The organism is Stenotrophomonas maltophilia (genome assembly GCF_006970445.1).
Taxonomy (GTDB): Bacteria; Pseudomonadota; Gammaproteobacteria; order Xanthomonadales; family Xanthomonadaceae; genus Stenotrophomonas; species Stenotrophomonas maltophilia_AU.
Genome location: NZ_CP033877.1, coordinates 3197921 through 3214966, shown reverse-complemented (window position 1 = coordinate 3214966; position 17046 = coordinate 3197921). Strand labels below are relative to the sequence as shown.

Annotated in this window: 16 protein-coding genes; 8 read left to right on the top strand and 8 right to left on the bottom strand. The window is 67.6% G+C overall.

Annotation, left to right across the window (positions count from 1 at the left end; translation table 11 throughout):
* Positions 1-6: 6 nt before the first annotated feature.
* Positions 7-1452 carry a metalloprotease TldD gene (gene tldD, locus EGM71_RS14865; protein WP_188485512.1) on the top strand — a complete coding sequence of 482 codons (1446 nt, stop codon included), beginning with the start codon at positions 7-9 and terminating at the stop codon, positions 1450-1452.
* Between the two features lie 41 nt (positions 1453-1493).
* Here tldD and yjgA read toward each other — a convergent pair whose 3' ends face one another.
* A complete protein-coding gene (gene yjgA, locus EGM71_RS14860) occupies positions 1494-2081 on the bottom strand; it encodes a ribosome biogenesis factor YjgA (RefSeq protein WP_188485511.1) in 588 nt (195 codons plus the stop codon).
* Between the two features lie 68 nt (positions 2082-2149).
* On the opposite strand from yjgA, the gene pmbA reads away from it, so the two are divergent.
* Together pmbA and EGM71_RS14850 are read left to right on the top strand one after the other, a co-directional pair.
* Complete coding sequence (pmbA, locus tag EGM71_RS14855) at positions 2150-3517, top strand: metalloprotease PmbA (protein ID WP_188485510.1); 1368 nt, start codon at positions 2150-2152, stop codon at positions 3515-3517.
* Positions 3518-3604: 87 nt separating this feature from the next.
* On the top strand, positions 3605-3976 hold the full coding sequence (locus EGM71_RS14850) for a DUF4870 domain-containing protein (protein ID WP_097049815.1): 372 nt from the start codon (positions 3605-3607) through the stop codon (positions 3974-3976).
* A gap of 92 nt (positions 3977-4068) precedes the next feature.
* Here EGM71_RS14850 and EGM71_RS14845 read toward each other — a convergent pair whose 3' ends face one another.
* From EGM71_RS14845 to EGM71_RS14825, 5 genes are all read right to left on the bottom strand, one after another.
* Positions 4069-4947, bottom strand: a complete 879-nt coding sequence (locus tag EGM71_RS14845; RefSeq protein ID WP_188485509.1) for a polyprenyl synthetase family protein — start codon at positions 4945-4947, stop codon at positions 4069-4071.
* Complete coding sequence (locus tag EGM71_RS14840; RefSeq protein WP_005410522.1) at positions 4937-5197, bottom strand: exodeoxyribonuclease VII small subunit; 261 nt, start codon at positions 5195-5197, stop codon at positions 4937-4939. The genes EGM71_RS14845 and EGM71_RS14840 overlap by 11 nt, the downstream gene beginning before the upstream one ends.
* A 36-nt stretch (positions 5198-5233) precedes the next feature.
* Entirely contained in the window at positions 5234-6520 is a 1287-nt protein-coding gene (tilS, locus tag EGM71_RS14835; RefSeq protein WP_188485508.1) for a tRNA lysidine(34) synthetase TilS, read from the bottom strand.
* 544 nt (positions 6521-7064) lie between these two features.
* Entirely contained in the window at positions 7065-7610 is a 546-nt protein-coding gene (locus tag EGM71_RS14830; protein ID WP_188485507.1) for a WG repeat-containing protein, read from the bottom strand.
* Positions 7607-9313, bottom strand: a complete 1707-nt coding sequence (locus EGM71_RS14825; protein ID WP_188485506.1) for an alkaline phosphatase — start codon at positions 9311-9313, stop codon at positions 7607-7609. Before EGM71_RS14825 ends, EGM71_RS14830 begins: the two co-directional genes overlap by 4 nt.
* Positions 9314-9466: 153 nt before the next feature.
* Here EGM71_RS14825 and EGM71_RS14820 point away from each other — a divergent pair, with 153 nt between their 5' ends.
* Entirely contained in the window at positions 9467-10801 is a 1335-nt protein-coding gene (locus tag EGM71_RS14820; protein ID WP_188485505.1) for a dicarboxylate/amino acid:cation symporter, read from the top strand.
* A 232-nt stretch (positions 10802-11033) separates the two neighbouring features.
* Here the strand turns inward: EGM71_RS14820 and EGM71_RS14815 are convergent, their stop codons facing one another.
* Complete coding sequence (locus EGM71_RS14815; RefSeq protein ID WP_188485504.1) at positions 11034-11807, bottom strand: C40 family peptidase; 774 nt, start codon at positions 11805-11807, stop codon at positions 11034-11036.
* Between the two features lie 131 nt (positions 11808-11938).
* On the bottom strand, positions 11939-12478 hold the full coding sequence (locus EGM71_RS14810) for a C40 family peptidase (protein WP_188485503.1): 540 nt from the start codon (positions 12476-12478) through the stop codon (positions 11939-11941).
* A 111-nt stretch (positions 12479-12589) separates the two neighbouring features.
* Between EGM71_RS14810 and EGM71_RS14805 the strand changes: the two genes are divergently transcribed.
* The 4 genes from EGM71_RS14805 (at position 12590) to gorA (ending at position 17025) form a co-directional block, all read left to right on the top strand.
* A complete protein-coding gene (locus tag EGM71_RS14805; protein ID WP_032128998.1) occupies positions 12590-13072 on the top strand; it encodes an FKBP-type peptidyl-prolyl cis-trans isomerase in 483 nt (160 codons plus the stop codon).
* A 99-nt stretch (positions 13073-13171) separates the two neighbouring features.
* Complete coding sequence (locus tag EGM71_RS14800) at positions 13172-14416, top strand: DUF418 domain-containing protein (RefSeq protein ID WP_188485502.1); 1245 nt, start codon at positions 13172-13174, stop codon at positions 14414-14416.
* Between the two features lie 3 nt (positions 14417-14419).
* The gene (locus tag EGM71_RS14795) at positions 14420-15670 is read left to right on the top strand and encodes an NAD(P)/FAD-dependent oxidoreductase (RefSeq protein WP_188485501.1); all 1251 of its coding nucleotides are present in this window, start codon (positions 14420-14422) and stop codon (positions 15668-15670) included.
* Positions 15667-17025, top strand: a complete 1359-nt coding sequence (gorA, locus tag EGM71_RS14790) for a glutathione-disulfide reductase (protein WP_032129001.1) — start codon at positions 15667-15669, stop codon at positions 17023-17025. The genes EGM71_RS14795 and gorA overlap by 4 nt, the downstream gene beginning before the upstream one ends.
* Positions 17026-17046: the final 21 nt, after the last annotated feature.

The window sequence follows — 17046 nt, the reverse complement described above, 5'->3', positions numbered from 1 at the left end:
GAGACCATGACTGATATCGCCCTGACGCTTGCCCAAGACCGCCTGCTGCGCCCCGGCGGCCTGGATACCGCTGGCCTGGAGCGCACCTTCGGCCAGCTGCTCGGCCCCGGTGTCGACTTCGGTGACCTTTATTTCCAGCACGCCCGCCGCGAGAGCTGGAGCGTGGAAGACGGCATCGTCAAGGACGGCGCCCATTCCATCGAGCAGGGCGTGGGCGTGCGGGCGATTTCCGGCGAGAAGACCGGCTTCGCCTACTCCGATGACATCCATGCCGACGCGCTGCTGGCAGCGGCGCAGTCGGCGCGCGCGATCTCGCGCGAGGGCGGTGCACAGACCGGGCGTTCGCTGCTGCGCGGCAATGCGCGCGCGCTGTACCCGGCGCTGGACCCGATCGATGGCATCGGCAACGAAGCCAAGGTCGAGGTGCTCAAGCGCCTGGATGGCTACCTGCGTGCCGCCGATCCACGCGTGAAGCAGGTGATGGTGAGCCTGTCCGGCGGCGTCGATACGGTGCTGATCGCCCGCAGTGACGGCGTGCTGGCAGCCGACGTGCGTCCACTGGTACGCCTGAACGTGCAGGTGATCGTCGAACACAACGGCCGCCGCGAATCCGGCTATGCCGGTGGCGGTGGCCGCTATGGCTACGAAGATCTGTTTGCCAGCGGCCGCCCCGAAGCCCTCGCCCAGGAAGCACTGCGCCAGGCGCTGGTGAACCTGGACGCGGTGCCGGCGCCGGCCGGCATGATGCCGGTGGTGCTCGGCCCGGGTTGGCCGGGCGTGCTGCTGCACGAAGCGGTCGGCCACGGCCTGGAAGGTGACTTCAACCGCAAGGGCACCAGTGTCTACGCCGGCCGCATCGGTGAGCGTGTCGCGGCACCGGGGGTGACCATCGTTGACGATGGCACGCTCGACGGTCGCCGCGGTTCGTTGAACATCGACGACGAAGGCCACCCGACCCAGTGCACCACGCTGATCGAGGACGGCATCCTGGTCGGCTACATGCAGGACAGCCTCAATGCGCGTCTGATGGACATGGCACCGACCGGCAACGGGCGCCGTGAATCCTTCGCGCACCTGACCATGCCGCGCATGACCAATACCTACATGCGCGCCGGCCAGCACGACCCGCAGGAGATGATCCGTTCGGTGAAGAAGGGCCTGTACGCGGTCAACTTCGGCGGCGGCCAGGTCGATATCACCAGCGGCAAGTACGTGTTCTCGGCCACCGAGGCCTACCTGATCGAGGATGGCCGCATCACCACGCCGGTGAAGGGCGCGACCCTGATCGGCAACGGTCCGGAAACCATGCAGAAGGTGCGCATGGTCGGCAACGATCTGGCACTGGACGAGGGCGTGGGCATCTGCGGCAAGGATGGGCAGAGCGTGCCCGTGGGTGTCGGCCAGCCCTCGCTGTTGATCGAGGGCATCACCGTCGGCGGTACCCAGGCCTGAGCCGGGCGATGGCCAGTGCCACCGCCCCGCTCGGCGGGGACTCAGTCCTCGTCGGCCTCGTCGGTCTCGACCGGGTCGGTGTCTTCGGCGCTGGCCTTCAGGCCCAGCGCGGCCGGCAGCATCAGGGTACGCAGCACCTGGAAGATCTCGCGATAGGCGCGCGGCGGCTTGTTCTTGGCCTTCTCGGCCTGCGCGTTGCGCACCAGGGTGCGCAGCTGCTGGCGGTCGGCCTGCGGGTAGTCATCGAGCAGGGCGGCCAGCGCCTTGTCACCCTCGGCCAGCAGGCGGTCGCGCCAGTCCTCGGCACGGTGCATCATCGCCACTTCGCGGCGGCCGGTTTCGCTGTTGGCGTCCAGCGCATCGCGGATCGCATCCAGCGTGGCGTCTTCTTCGCGACGCATGTGCTTGGCCAGGAACGCCAGCTGGCGCTTGTGGGCGATGTGGGCAGTAATGCGCTTGCACTCGGCGATATGCGGCAGCAGGTCTTCCGGAATCGGCAGGCGCGCCAGCTGGGCCGGGGTCAGCGACACCAGCTTCTCGCCCAGGGCCAGGACGTCGAGCGCGTCGCGCCGGTTCTGGCTGCGGCTCTTGTCGTGGAATTCACCGGTTTCTTCGTCGCGTCCGCGCATCGTTCCTACCTGATCTCAAAAAAAGTCGCTCGGCGTGATGCCGGGCCCAACCCGTACAGGATAAAGCATTGAACGTGATCGCCCCTGAAGTGGCCGTCGGCGACGACACCCCGGCCCGGCTGGAACGGCTGGCCGACCTCTCCCAGCAGCTGCTTGACCGCGCCCGCGCGCTGGGCGCCAGCCAGGCCGAGGTCAGCTGCAGCGAGGACCGCGGCCTGGAGGTCAATGTCCGCCTCGGTGAAGTGGAGACCGTGCAGTCCACCCGTGATCGCGGCATCGCCGTGACCGTCTACTTCGGCCAGCGCAAGGGCAGTGCCAGCACCGGTGACCTGAACGAGGCCAGCCTCGCCGCCACGGTCGAGCAGGCCTGTGCGATCGCCCGGCATACCGAGGATGACCCGGCTGCGGGCCTGGCCGAAGCCGCACTGATGGCCACCGACTTCCCGGACCTGGACGGCTGGCACCCATGGGCGCTGCAGGCCGATGAGGCGGTGGACCTGGCCCTGGCCTGCGAGGCCGCCGGCCGCGAGGCCGATGCGCAGATCCGCAATTCCGATGGCGCTTCGGTGTCGAGCATGCAGAGCCTGTCGGTGTACGCCAATTCGCACGGCTTCTTCGGCCGTGAGCGCGGCACCCACCATTCGGTCGGCTGCGCGCTGATCGCCGGGCAGGGCGATGGCATGCAGCGCGATGGCTGGTACACCAGCGCGCTGGCCCGGGAGGACCTGGAAGACGTGGGTCTGGTCGGCCGTCGCGCCGCCGAACGCACCGTGGCCCGCCTGCAGCCGCGTTCGTTGGCCACCGGCAGCATGCCGGTGCTGTTTGCCCCGGAAGTGGCGCGCAGCCTGGTCGGCCACCTGCTGTCGGCGGTATCCGGCGGTGCCTTGTACCGCCAGGCCAGCTTCCTGCTGGACAGCGTCGGCCAGCGCCTGTTCCCGGAATGGATGCAGATCGACGAACTGCCGCACCTGCGCCGCGGCCTGCGCTCGGCCGCCTTCGACGGCGACGGCGTGGCCACCCGTGCTTCGGCGCTGGTCCGTGACGGCGTGCTGCAGCGCTACGTGCTGGGCAGCTATTCGGCGCGCAAGCTGGGCCTGCAGACCACCGCCAATGCCGGCGGCGTGCACAACCTGCAGCTGGCGGCCAATGCCGGCCCGCTGGAAGAGATCGCCCGGCAGATGGGCGACGGCCTGCTGGTGACCGAGCTGATGGGGCAGGGCGTGAACGGGGTGACCGGCGACTACTCGCGTGGCGCGGGCGGCTTCCGTGTCGAGAACGGCGAGATCCAGTACCCGGTGGACGGCGTCACCATTGCCGGCAACCTGCGCGAGATGTTCAGCAGCATCGAGGCGGTCGGTAATGACGTCGATCCGCGCTCGCATGTCCGGACCGGTTCGATCCTGCTGGGGCGGATGACCATCGCCGGTAATGATTGATGGCATTGATGGCGTAAGCTATGCCCGCCTGACGCAACCAGCTTGGTGCTGGTGGGTCAAGACCACCCAATGAAAAGGAGTTTTGTCGTGAGTGAATTCGATAACGTCCCGCCGCCGCCGGCCACCACCGACGTGCCGGCCGACCAGCGCACCATGGCGCTGGCTGCGCACCTGCTGGGCATCTTCACCGGCTTCATCGGCGCGCTGATCATCTGGCTGATCAACAAGGACGATGCTGGCAAGGCCTTCGTGACCGACCAGGCCAAGGAAGCCCTGAACTTCCAGATCACCGTGACCATCGCGATGGTCATCAGCATCATCCTGATGATCGTGATCATCGGTGGCATCCTGGCCCCGATCGTCGGCGTCATCAACCTGGTGTTCTGCATCATTGCCGCAGTGAAGGCCAACAACGGCGAAGCCTACCGCTACCCGTTCACCCTGCGCCTGATCAAGTAAGACCGGCTGCATGCGGAACTGAAAACGCCCGGCATTGCCGGGCGTTTTCATGTGCGGGGAGCGACGGGCGGTACCCGGCGAGCGAGCGGCGATCAATGATCGCGTTCGACCGCCAGCGTCGCCAGCGCACGCAGTGCATCGGCCTCTTCGCCGTATCCGGCCAGGATCGCCTGCATGCGCGCTGCGAGCTCGTGCAGCTGGGCCTTCGCGCCGTCCATGCCGAGCAGCGCGGGGAAGGTGCTCTTGTCCTGCGCCTGGTCCTTGCCGGCGGTCTTGCCCAGCTGTTCGGAACTGGCTTCGACATCGAGGATGTCATCGCGGACCTGGAAGGCCAGGCCGAGTGCATCGGCGAAACTGTCGAGCTGGGCCAGCTGCGGCTCGTGGGCCTGGCCGCACAGAGCCCCCATGCGCACCGCCGCGCGGATCAGGGCGCCGGTCTTCAGCGCATGCATGCGGGTCAATGCTGCCAGCGTCTGCTGCTGGCCGGTGGCATCGATGTCCAGCGCCTGGCCGCCGCACATGCCGGAGGCGCCGGACGCGTGGGCCAGGGTCTGCAGGCAGGCCACGCGCAGCGTGGCCGGCAGCGGCGCATCGGCCAGCAGGCCGAAGGCACGGGTCTGCAGAGCGTCACCGGCCAGGATCGCGGTGGCTTCGTCGAAGGCGATGTGGGTGGTCGGCTTGCCACGGCGCAGCGCGTCGTCATCCATCGCCGGCAGGTCGTCATGCACCAGCGAATAGGCGTGGATGAGCTCGACGGCCATCGCCGCTGCGTCCAGGTGCTCCAGCTGTGCGCCGAACAGGTGACCACTGGCGTACACCAGCAGTGGCCGCATGCGTTTGCCACCGCCCAGCACCGAATAGCGCATGGCCTGGTGCAGGCGCTGCGGTGCTTCGGCAGGCGAGGGCAGGGCGGCGTCGAGCTGGCTTTCGATACGGTCGCGCCAGCGCGCGAACAGAACCTCAGCCGTCATGGCTGGGCGGATCGAAAGGCTCGGATGCTTCCGGCTGCGCCGGATCGCTGAGCAGGCGCACGCGCAGTTCGGCCTGTTCCAGCGCCTGCTGGCACTGGCGGTACAGACCGACGCCGCGTTCGTAAGCACTGAGCGAAGCTTCCAGGCTCAGCTCGCCGGTTTCCATCTGCTCCACCAGCTGTTCCAGCGATTCGAGCGACTGCTCGAACTGGGCGACCGGGGAGGCGTTTTCGGGGGACTTCTTGGCCATGCGGCAAGTGTGGACGGGCTGCGCGCGGGGGTCAATTCACCAGCCGCCGGGACGCCATTGCAGCTGGGCATCATGGGCCTGCAACCAGGCTTGCAGAGGGGCCGCGATGACCACGTCGGCGGCGGCGAGCAACTGTGGCCCATCGAAGACCAGCGGCAGCTGGGCGCGCCGCCAGGGGGCAAGGTGTTCGCGTTGCAGGCAGTCCTTCAGCGCATGCGAATGCTGGCGGCCGGGCAGCAGGATGCGCTCACCGCCTACGCGTGCACGGACCTGGAGTGGGCGTTCGAAGGCCACGGTGCCCTGCAGGCGCAGTTGGCCGCCATCGGGCAGCAGCAGGGGGGCATGCCCATCCCAGTCGGCCTGCCATCCGCGGGGCAGCGCCGGCAGCTGTGCGGGCAGCAGATAGGCATGCTCGCGCCACTGCTGGATGGCGTGATCGTGCCAGCGCACCCGCGCCTGGCGATCGTTGCCGGCCGGCAGCAGTTCGTCCAGACCCTGCTGCAGCACCGTGGCCGGCAGTGGCGCCGCACCGTGGCCGATCACCCAGGCGCGCAGCACGCGCGCGGCACGCCCCGGTGACACCTGGCGCAGCAGCTGCAGCGACAGCACGCGCGGTGCCACTTCCAGGTGCGCGATCAGCTCGGCGTCTTCCTCGTCCAGCAGTTCGCGGGTCTGCCCGCAGTGCATCGCGCTGCCCGCCAGCGCCGCAGCGGCATGCGGCCAGCGCTGGCGCAGCAACGGCAGCACCTGCAGGCGCAGGAAGTTGCGATCGGCGTGGTCGTCGCCATTGCTGGGGTCTTCGATCCAGCGCAGCGCGTGCTGGTTCGCGTAGTCGAGCAGTGCACTGCGTGGCACCGCCAGCAGCGGCCGCCATAGAGGCTGTTCGCCAAGGCGGCTGTGTACGGACATCGCGGCAAGGCCATCGACGCCGGATCCGCGCAGGGCCCGCAGCAGGAAGGTCTCGGCCTGATCGTCCTGGTGCTGCGCCAGTGCCAATGTTTCGCCGTCGCGCAGTTCGGCGGCGAACGCTGCACGTCGTGCCTGCCGCGCCGCGCCTTCAAGGCCGAGGCCCGCGCGCTTGTCGACCTGCACGCGATGCTCGGCCAGTTCGATGCCCAGTGCTGCGCATTGCTGCTGGCAATGCAGCACCCAGCCGTCCGCATCGGGTTGCAGGCCATGGTGTACGTGCACCGCACGCAGCGCGGTGCCGGAAGCCTGGGCGCAGCGCCACAGCCAGTGTAGCAGCACGGTCGAGTCGACACCGCCGCTGTAGCCCACCAGCAGTGGCGCATCCAGCGGAACGAGGGCAGGGAAGGCAGTCACGGGGCAAGTATAGGGTTGCTCGGCAGGGCTGCGCCCTGCACCCGCAGACGCGCAGCAACGGCAACGGCCGAAGCAACAGCAGAAGCGGGTTTCCTGAGGGGGGCGGGGTGGGTCCGGTTGCGGGGGGCGCTGCAAGTACATCCATGTAAGCTCGGTCGCCGCATCCATGCGGCTCACGCCCCCGCAACCGGACCCACCCCGCCTTCGACAGTTTCCTGCGAGCTGTCGGGCATGTTGATGGGGTCAGATCCGTTTTCCTGCGGAAAACGGATCTGACCCCGGATTCAATTCGATATCTGACAGATGTGATCCACGCAAAGCGTGGATGGTCCAACCGTCACCGGAAATCTGTCGGTGGTGGGGCGGTGTGGGTGGGCAGGACCGTTGGCGCCATGGATGGCGCCATCGAGCCCCCATGGACGGGTTTACGGCGTGTCCTGCCCACCCACACCGCCCCGCCCAACCAACGGAAATCCAGAGCCGCTTTGGCTGTTGCTGTTGCTCTGGCTTGTAGCAGGTGCAGGGCGCAGCCCTGCCGAAAAAACTACTTCACCCGACGGCCCGAGCGGTCGATCCGGAACCGCTCTCCGCCTTCCATCGGCGTGTGGCCATCGGCATCCGGCGTACCGCGACGGCAACCATTGCAGACCTCGGCCACGCCATCCTGGAACGGCCACCCGAAATCGAAGGTGCCGGGCACCACCTGGCGGAACTTCAGGTCGAAGTAGCCGACGCGATTGCCGACGCGGCCGCGCAGCAGACCTTCCTGTGGCGTTTCCGGGCCGTTGTCCCAGGTCAGCACGGGCAGGCTCCGGCCCTTGCGGTCGACGTAGTGGAAGCCCTGGTCGGCGTACACCACGGCCAGGCCGTGGTCGTCGTAGTTCAGGTCCTTCAGCGTGTCGGCGCTGATCTTCGGCCGATGATCGACCACCTCGCAGTTGGGCAGCGGCCACAACCCGTGTTCGTCGGTCAGCAGCTTGCACGCCGGTGCCTGCGCCAGCGCGCTGGAACTGGCCAGCACGCCGAGCAGGGCCAGCGACCGCGCGAAGCGGCCGCTGGCAGGGGCAGCGCGGGCCTGCCTCACGATCACTTGGCCTCGGCCTTGCGCTCGAAAGCCGTCGGTGCCGGCAGCTGCACCGGCACGCCCTTGTCGTCGCAGGTGCCGGCCTGGCACAGGCGCTCGCGCAGGGCCGGGGTGGCCTGCACGATCATGTGGTAGATCGCGTTCTGTTCCAGCGTGCCGCGGATCGCCTTGCTGCCCGGGCCGCGTGCCCAGATACCGACGTCTTCGCCGCCGTGCGACTCGGCCTTCATCGGCACCAGTGCTTCCTGCATGTAGTCCGGATGCTCGGTGTCGACTTCGCGCAGGTTCGGGCGGCCGTTGGCCGGTTCGAAGCTGCTCGGGTTGTGCGGGTAACGCTTCGGGCCGGCCGGCTGCTGGTTGCTGCTGCCGGTATGGCCCGGGCCGTTGGCGTAGCTCAGCGTGGTGTACGGCTGGCCGGTGCCATCCAGCGCGTAATCCAGCTTGCCGGCGCCGTCTTCGCCGCCCTTGTCCTTCACCTTGCCCAGGATCGGGTTGCCACGTGCCGGGTAGCCGACGAAGTTCAGCGTGTGCGAGTGGTCGGCGGTGACGATGATCAGGGTGTCGTCGGCCGAGGTCAGTTCGTTGGCCACGCGTACCGCGTCGGACAGCGCCACGGTCTCGGTCAGTGCACGGTAGGCGTTGCCGCTGTGGTTGGCGTGGTCGATGCGCGCGCCTTCGATCATCAGCACGTAGCCTTCCTGGTGCTTCGACAGATTCTTGATCGCTGCGGCCGTCAGTTCGGCCAGGCTCGGCTCACCGCCCGGATCCTGCGGGCGCTCGTACTCGTAGCGCATGTGGTCCGGCTCGAACAGGCCGAGGATGGCCGGCGCATTTGCGGCGGCGGCCAGCTGCTTGCTGTTCCATACGTAGGCACCCTGCGGGTGCGCCTGCTGCCATTCCTGCACCAGGCTGCGGCCATCCAGGCGCTGGCCGACCTTGTCGTCGTATTCCGGATCGCGCTCTTCCACGGTGGTGAATTCACCGCGACCGCCGCCGAGGGCGACCAGCGGGCCGCGCCCATAGCGCGAGGTCGACAGCAGCTGCTGGGCGATGTCCTTGCAGCCTGCAGCCTTGGCGGCTTCAGTCAGGTCGGTATCGTTTTCCCAGTTGCGCTCGGGCGAGTGCGCATAGGTGGCGGCCGGGGTGGCATGGGTCAGGCGCGCGGTGGAGACCACGCCGGTGGCCAGGCCGGCGCTGTCGGCCAGTTGCAGCCAGGTCAGCAGGCCCTTGGACAGGCTGTCGGCGCAGTCGGTGCGGCTGCCGGCGCTGACGCCGATTGCGCCCATGTGGGTCTTCACGCCGGTGGTGATGGCGGTCATGGTGCCGGCCGAATCCGGGGTCTGCGAATCGGTGTTGTAGGTCTTGCTGAACGCCGTGGCCGGGAAGCGCTCCCAGGACAGCAGGTTCTCTTCGCCCGAGCCACCCTTCTGCTGGCCTTCGTAGATGCGCGAGGCGGCCACGGTGGTCAGGCTCATGCCGTCGCCGAGGAACAGGATGACGTTCTTGGCCTTACCGGACATCGCACCGTTGGCGGCGGCCTGGGCGGCGCCGCTGCGGTACCACCACTGCGGGGTCTCGCCGGCCGGGTGGGCGACGGGATCGACGGCGACCTTCAGGCCGGCCGGGGCGGACGCGGGGCGGGTGCTGGCGCAGGCGCCCAGCAGCAGGGTGGTGGCGCAGGCGGCCAACAGGGAGACGGAACGGCGCATGGACGCTGGGATCTCACAAACTGTAACGGGACGTTCATTATGCCCGGCCCCGCAAGGCACGCCGATGACACACTGATTTGCCGGCCGGGCGGTCGTTCTGCGGGCCGCCTTGGGCTATCGTGCCAGCATCCCTTCCTTCCCCCTGGATTGCCTATGAAGCTGGTCTCTGCCTGGCTGCGGATTCCATTCTGGCAGCGCGTGGTCGGTGGCTTCGTGCTCGGCGCGCTGGCCGGCTGGGCGCTCGGCCCGGCCGCGGAAACGTGGTTCGGCCCGCTCGGTGAGCTGTACGTCACCCTGATCAAGATGATCGCCGTGCCGCTGGTGTTCTTCGCGGTGATCAACGCGATCTCGTCGCTGCATGGCCAGAAGTCGGTCGCCGCGCTCAGTGGCCGCACCTTCCTGTGGTTCGTGATCACCGCTGCATTGGCGGTGTGCGTCGGCCTGGGCGTGGGCACCGTGCTGCAGCCCGGCGCCGGTGGCCTGCAGCTGTCGATGGCCAGCAACTACGTGCCGCGCGAAGTGCCCAGCGTGGTGCAGGTGCTGCTGGACGTAGTGCCGGCCAATGTCTTCTACGCGCTGTCCGGCATCGGCACCAAGGTCAACGCGGCCGGTGAGACCGTGCTGGCTGCCGGTCGCGGCTCGATCCTGCCGGTGATCTTCTTCGCCGGCCTGGTGGGCTTTGCCATCGTCAAGCTGGGCGAGAAGGTGACCGAGGCGCGCAAGCTGGTCGGCCAGATGAGCGACATCATGATCCAGGTGACCCGCTTCGTGCTGGAAGTCACCCCGATCGGCACCTTCGGCCTGATCGCCGGCCTGGTCGGCAGCTATGGCTTCGAGAAGCTGCTGCCGCTGGGTCATTTCGTGCTGGCCCTGTACGTGGCCTGCGCCCTGCACATCGTGGTGGTCTACAGCGCACTGCTGCTGGCGCACGGCCTGAACCCGCTGAAGTTCTTCCGCGGCGCGGCGCCGGGCATGCAGGTTGCGTTCGTCAGCTCGTCCAGCTTCGCCGCGATGCCGGTGGCGCTGCGTTCGATCACCCACAACCTGGGCGTGAACAAGGACTACGGTTCGTTCGCGGTGCCGCTGGGCGCCAGCATCAAGATGGACGGTTGCGGTGCGATCTATCCGGCGCTGTGCGCGGTGTTCATCGCGCAGTACAGCGGTGTGCCGCTGACCCCGGAACAGTACGTGGTAGTGCTGATCGCGTCGGTGCTGGGCAGCTTCGGTACCGCCGGCGTGCCGGGTACCGCGGTGATCATGGCCACGGTGGTGCTGAGCGCAGCCAATCTGCCGCTGGAGACCATCGGCTACCTGTATGCCATCGACCGCATCCTGGACATGATGCGCACGATGACGAATGTGACGGGCCAGATGCTGGTGCCGGTGATCGTGGCCAAGGAAACCGGGCTGCTCGACCAGGCGGTGTATGACAACCCGTCCAGCAATGTGGGTGTGGATGATCCCGACCCGACACCACCACCGCGCTGAGGTGGTGTGCTGAATTGAAAGGCCCGCCCTGACCGGCGGGCCTTTTGTTTGGGAGGTGGCCGACACGGTGCCAGCCGAGGCGGGCACCTGGTAGATCCACGCCATGCGTGGATGAAGGCGGTGCCGACCAAGGTCGGCAGCTACCCACCGATTGCACGGGCCCAACAAAAAAAGCCGCTGCAGGGCAGCGGCTTTCTCGTATCAGGCGGCGCCGTAGCGCCAACCGGTCAGATCAGAGATCGACCCGGCGGGCCTGCATGAACTTGTTGCCCCAGTAGCCACTGAGCAGGGTGTCCACGCGCACGTCCTTGCCCGAGCTGGGCGCGTGCAGGAAGCGGCCGTCACCGACATAGATGCCGACGTGGTCGACGCGGCCCTTGCGGCCGAAGAACACCAGGTCACCTGCGGCCAGCGCGGTGCGGTCGTTGATCAGTTCGGCATTGTCATCGTGGGCCATCTCGCGCGAGACGCGCGGCAGCTCGATGCCCAGGGCCGAGCGGAACACGTAGCCGACCAGACCGCTGCAGTCGAAGCCGCTGTCCGGGTTGCTGCCACCCCAACGGTACGGGGTGCCCAGCAGGGTCATCGCGCGGCGCAGCAGCGACTGCACCTTGCCGTTGTCGGCGGCAGTACCGACAACGCTGCCATTGGCGGCGCTGCTGGTGTCGTAGTTGGCGAGCAGGCGGCTGAGATCACCGGCCACCACGGCCGAGCGGTCCATCAGCGGAATGGTGTCGTTGGCGGCCAGGTGCGGCAGCAGGGCGGCCAGCGTGGCACTGGCGGCGGCATCGACGCGGCTGCGCTGCGGAGCGGCAGCCTCGGCCTTGGCAGCCGGTCGGGCGGTGCTCTCGGCCACGGCGGCCGGGGTCACATCGGAACGGTTCGGAGCAGTCTGCGACCAGGCCGGAAGGCTGGTCAGACACAGTGCCAGGCCAAGCAACAGCGGGCGGGCACTACGTGAAGATACGGAAGTCTGGCCTTCGCTTTTCAGGTCGTCAGTCGTCACGCGTCGGTCACAGGAAAAAAACGATGGGGCATCATGCCCTGTAAAAGCGGCAATAAGTTAAAAATTCCGTTAGTAAACCGTTAGTTTCAGGGTGATGTACGTCACATTTTTGAACATATCGCCTGTTCATTTTAGCGAAGGACACGTTTCGCACCGGTGTAGTGGTCCTTCCAGTAGGGACCACTGAGCGAGTCCAGCCGCACGGTGCCGCCGGTGCTCGGCGCGTGCACGAAACGCCCTTCACCTACATAAATGCCGACATGGGTGACGCTGCCGCGGCTGCCGAAGAACACCAGGTCGCCGGTGGCCAGGCGCTGCGGATCGATCTTCGGACCCTGTACCGCCGCCAGGTCGCGCGAGGTGCGCGGCAGCCGCAGGTCCAGCATCTCGCGATAGACATAGGCGACCAGGCCGCTGCAGTCGAAGCCCGAATCCGGGGTGTTGCCGCCATAGCGGTAGGGCGTGCCGACCAGGCTGATGGCACGCATCAGCACCGAGTTGGCGGCCTCGGGGTTGTCCGGCACGGTCTTTGGCCAGTTCGCCGTCGGCGGGGGCGGCGCCGGGCGGGTGGCCTTGCCGCCGCCACAGGCAGTGATCAACAGGGGCAAGGCCAGCAGCAGGGCCGGGGCGAGGAGCCGGCGAAGGCCGGACGAAACTGGCGTGATGTGCATGATCTCCGGATAATGCGCCACCTTGGATTGGCCGTCATGATGGCGGCGTCCCCGCCGGGCGACAACCCGCCCCAACCCGCCTGCCTCCGGCAGATCCAGACAGAGTTGCGCATGAAGATCGAAAAAGACCGCGTTGTCCGCTTCCACTACACCGTTTCCGAAGTCGGCCAGGAGCCGATCGAATCGTCCAAGGACCGCGGCGAGCCGCTGGCGATCCTGATCGGCCACGGCAACATCATCCCGGGCCTGGAAAACGCCATGATGGACAAGGAAGCCGGCGCGACCTTCAACGTCGACGTCAAGGCGGCCGATGCCTACGGCGAGCGTCGTGAAGGCCTGTCCCAGCGCGTGCCGAAGAAGCACTTCGGCAACACCAAGCTGGCTCCGGGCCAGCAGGTCGTGCTGCAGACCAATTTCGGCCCGCGTGCTGTGACCGTGCAGAAGGTCGGCATGAGCGTCGTCGACGTCGACCTGAACCACCCGATGGCCGGCAAGGACCTGCACTTCGACGTTGAAATCGTCGACGTGCGCGAAGCCGGCCAGGAAGAACTCGACCACGGCCACGTCCATGGCGACGGTGGTCACCAGCACTGATCGCAACGCGATCGTGATGGCAGCAACGGCCCGCTTCGGCGGGCCGTTGCGTTTCTGGAACACGGCGCGGCCATCCATGGTGCACGGGCCGGCGGCATAATGGCGGACCTGCCTGACGGACGCCCCGTGAACGCCGCTTCTCCTTCCCTGCAGCCGGTGGCTTCCGGCGAACGCATCGCCGTGCTGGACGTGCTGCGCGGTGCTGCGCTGCTGGGCATCCTGCTGATGAACATCGAGGCCTTCAGCGGCCCGCTGGACCTGGCCTTCACCGGCATCGACGTGCATTGGCAGGGCATCGACTACTGGGCCGATGCCTTTGTCTACGTGTTCGTGCAGGGCAAGTTCTTCACCCTGTTCTCGCTGCTGTTCGGCGCCGGCTTCGCGGTGATGGCACAGCGCGCCGAGGTGGCCGGGCGTGACTTCACCCCGTTCTACCTGCGCCGCAGCGCTGGCCTGCTGCTGATCGGCCTGTGCCACGCGCTGCTGGTCTGGTCCGGTGACATCCTGGTGATGTATGCGTTGGTCTCGTTGCCGTTGCTGGCCTGCCGCGAGGCGCCGCGCAGCTGGCTGCCGTGGATGGGCGCGACGGTCTACCTTGGCGGCGTGGCGATGATGCTGCTGGTGGGCGCGATGGTGTCGATGGCTTCGGCGGAGGACGTTCAGACGATGCTCACCGACGCGCAGCAGAGCATCGATCTGCAGCGCCTGGTGTACGGGCAGGGCAGCTGGATGCAGGCCAATGCGCAGCGCCTGCACGAGTTCGGATCGTCGATGAGCGCGATGCTGATCACCGGCCCGGAAGTGCTGGGCATGTTCCTGATCGGCAGCTGGTTTGCCGGCAGTGGTGCGCTGTCGGCGCCAGAGCACTTCCCGCGGCTGTACGCGGTGCTGCGCTGGGTGGCACTGCCGCTGGGCCTTGCGGTCACGCTGCTGGGTGTTGCCTGGAAGCCCTACCTGGCACCGGGTGCCTACAACCTGCCGGTGACGGCGGCGATGGCGCTGGTGACGATCGGTGGCCTGCCGATGTGCCTGGGTTACCTCGCGTGGATCGTGCACTGGCGTGCGCGGTTGGCCTGGCTGGCACCGGTCGGGCGCATGGCGTTGACCCACTACCTGGGTCAGTCGCTGCTGTGCACCTGGCTGTTCTATCACTATGGCCTGGGCCGCTTCGAGCTGATGCCTCGCAGCGTGCAGCTGCTGTCCGCACTGCTGTTGTTTGCCGTGCAGGTGGCCTTTTCGCACGTCTGGTTGCGTCGCTTCCGCTTTGGCCCGATGGAATGGCTGTGGCGTGCGATGACCTACCGGCAGTGGCCGCCGATGCGGCGCGAGGCCGGGCAGGGCTGATCGATGCAGGGCGCGCGCGAGGATGTGATCGTGGTCGGCGCCGGTGCCATTGGGCTGGCCGCTGCGCTGGCGCTGCGCGCACAGGGCCGCCAGGTTCGCGTGATCGACCGTGGCCGTGTCGGCGGCGCGACATCGCATGGCAACTGCGGCACCATCACTCCCAGCCACGCGCCACCGATGGCGGCCCCCGGAGTACCGTTGCGCGCGCTGCGCTGGATGCTCGATCCGCGTGCACCGTTGTACGTACGTACGCGCCTGGACCCTGCATTGTGGCGCTGGCTGCTGCAGTTCGGCGCGCGCTGCAACGCACGTGACTGGCTGCACGCCACGCGGGCACGCGGCGCACTGTTGAATGATTCACGGCTGCGCCTGGCCCACTGGGTGCAGACGCATGCGCTGGACTGCGAATTCGATGCACGTGGTCTGGACTATGTGTTCGGCGATGCCCGCAATTTCGATCACCATGCTGCCGAGTGCGAAGCGCTGAACGCGCAGGGTATTGCCACGGCCTGCATCGATGGCGCCGACTATGTGCGCGACAACCCGGCGTTCCATGATCGACTCGCCGGTGCGATCCACTTTTCCGGCGATGCCCAGCTGCGTCCGGACCGCTACACCGCTGAACTGGCGCGCGTGCTGCGTGCACAGGGCGTGGTGATCGAGGAGCAGGCGGACATGCAGGATTTCAGCGCCGACGCGCAGGGTGTGCGCGTGCACGTCGGCGAACGCACGCTGCACGCACGCGAGCTGGTGCTGGCGACCGGGCCGTGGTCGCCGCGCTGGGCACGGCAACTGGACCTGCGCGTGCCGATCCAGCCTGGCAAGGGCTATTCGCTGACCTGGTCGCGACCGTTGCAGGTGCCAAAGCGCCCGGTGGTCCTGAAGGACCATTCCGTGTTCGTGATTGCCTGGCGCGAGGCGTTGCGACTGGGCGGCACCATGGAATTCGCCGGTGCCGACCCGCAGCTGCGCACGACCCGCCTGCAGGCCCTGCAGCACGCCGCCGATCATTACCTGCGCATACCGCGCGGTGCGCAGCTGCAGGAGCAGTGGTGCGGGTGGCGCCCCATGAGCGTGGACGACGTGCCGTTGATCGGCCGCGCGCCCGCGCATCCTCACGTCTGGCTTGCAGCGGGGCATGGCATGCTCGGCATCAGCATGAGCGCCGGCACCGGCCAGCTGATCGCCGATCTCGTCTGCGGCCGCACGCCAGCGATCGATCCTGCCCCTTACCGACCCGAGCGATTCCGATGAGCACTGCATCCTATGATTACGACCTGATCGTCCTTGGTGGCGGCTCCGCCGGCCTGGCCGGCGCGATCCGCGCCGCGCAGCACGGCAAGCGCGTGGCAATGCTGGAGCCCGGTGAGCTGGGCGGAACCTGTGTCAATGTCGGCTGCGTGCCGAAGAAGGCGATGTGGCTGGCGGCCGACCTGCACGAGCGCATCGGCCTGGCCAATGCGATGGGCTTCGACGTCGAGGCCCGTCCGGCGCTGTCGTGGAAGGAGCTGGTGATCCATCGCCAGGCCTACATCAGCAACATCCACACCAGCTACCACAAGCGCCTGGATGAAACCGGCGTGGTGCGCATTCCGGCTCGCGGCCACCTGCTCGATGCGCACACCGTGGCCTGCAGCGATGGTGTGCGCTACAGCGCCGAGCACATCCTGATCGCCACCGGCGCGCACCCGCTGCGGCCCGACATTCCCGGTGCCGAACTGGGCCTGGTCTCCGATGATTTCTTCGATCTGCGTGCGGCACCGGCCGAGGTGGCGATCATTGGTGGTGGTTACATCGCGGTGGAACTGGCCGGGTTGCTGCAGGCGCTGGGCAGCAAGGTGAGCCTGCTGGTACGCGGCAAGCGTCTGCTGGAGCGCTTCGACTACGAGCTGACCGACCAGCTGGCCGAGAACCTGAAGCAGCAGGGCGTGCGCATCCATTTCGACTACCGCCTGCGCGAACTGCAGCGCGATGGCGAGCGCGTGCGTGCGTTCGGCCATGACGGCCCGCTCGACAATGTGTTCGACGCAGTGTTCTTTGCCACCGGCCGCCGCGGCAACAGCCGTGACCTGGGTCTGGAAGCGCTCGGCATCGGCATTGGCGAGCACCAGCAGGTGCAGGTGGACGAATGGCAGACCACCTCTGTGCCGAGCGTGCACGCGGTGGGTGACATCGCTGGCAAGGTCGGCCTGACTCCGGTGGCGGTGGCGGCTTCGCGGCGGCTGATGGACCGCCTGTTCGGTGGTCGCCCGCAATCGAAGATGGATTACGAGAACGTGGCCAGCGTGGTGTTCTCGCATCCGCCGCTGGGCGCGGTGGGCATGAGCGAGGAAGAAGCACGTGCACGTTTCGACCAGGTCAGCGTTTACCACAGCCGTTTCCGTCCGATGCTGCAGGCCCTGGCCAACGGTACCCAGCGCAGCCTGTTCAAGATGGTCTGTGCCGGCCCGGAAGAACGGGTAGTCGGTATCCACCTGCTGGGCGAAGCGGCCGACGAGATCCTGCAGGGCTTCGCGGTGGCGGTGAAGATGGGCGCGACCAAGGCCCAGTTCGACGACACCGTGGCGATCCATCCGACCTCGGCCGAGGAAGTGGTGCTGATGCGCTGAGCCGGGCTGCGCCCGGCACCC

What these genes read in the sequence shown, in the direction of transcription:
- tldD (WP_188485512.1), top strand. Translation starts at nt 7, where the DNA reads ATGACTGATATCGCCCTGACGCTTGCCCAAGACCGCCTGCTGCGCCCC.
- yjgA (WP_188485511.1), bottom strand. Translation starts at nt 2,081, where the DNA reads ATGCGCGGACGCGACGAAGAAACCGGTGAATTCCACGACAAGAGCCGC.
- EGM71_RS14845 (WP_188485509.1), bottom strand. Translation starts at nt 4,947, where the DNA reads ATGACGGCTGAGGTTCTGTTCGCGCGCTGGCGCGACCGTATCGAAAGC.
- EGM71_RS14840 (WP_005410522.1), bottom strand. Translation starts at nt 5,197, where the DNA reads ATGGCCAAGAAGTCCCCCGAAAACGCCTCCCCGGTCGCCCAGTTCGAG.
- EGM71_RS14825 (WP_188485506.1), bottom strand. Translation starts at nt 9,313, where the DNA reads ATGCGCCGTTCCGTCTCCCTGTTGGCCGCCTGCGCCACCACCCTGCTG.
- EGM71_RS14820 (WP_188485505.1), top strand. Translation starts at nt 9,467, where the DNA reads ATGAAGCTGGTCTCTGCCTGGCTGCGGATTCCATTCTGGCAGCGCGTG.
- EGM71_RS14810 (WP_188485503.1), bottom strand. Translation starts at nt 12,478, where the DNA reads ATGCACATCACGCCAGTTTCGTCCGGCCTTCGCCGGCTCCTCGCCCCG.
- EGM71_RS14805 (WP_032128998.1), top strand. Translation starts at nt 12,590, where the DNA reads ATGAAGATCGAAAAAGACCGCGTTGTCCGCTTCCACTACACCGTTTCC.
- EGM71_RS14800 (WP_188485502.1), top strand. Translation starts at nt 13,172, where the DNA reads ATGGCGGACCTGCCTGACGGACGCCCCGTGAACGCCGCTTCTCCTTCC.
- EGM71_RS14795 (WP_188485501.1), top strand. Translation starts at nt 14,420, where the DNA reads ATGCAGGGCGCGCGCGAGGATGTGATCGTGGTCGGCGCCGGTGCCATT.
- gorA (WP_032129001.1), top strand. Translation starts at nt 15,667, where the DNA reads ATGAGCACTGCATCCTATGATTACGACCTGATCGTCCTTGGTGGCGGC.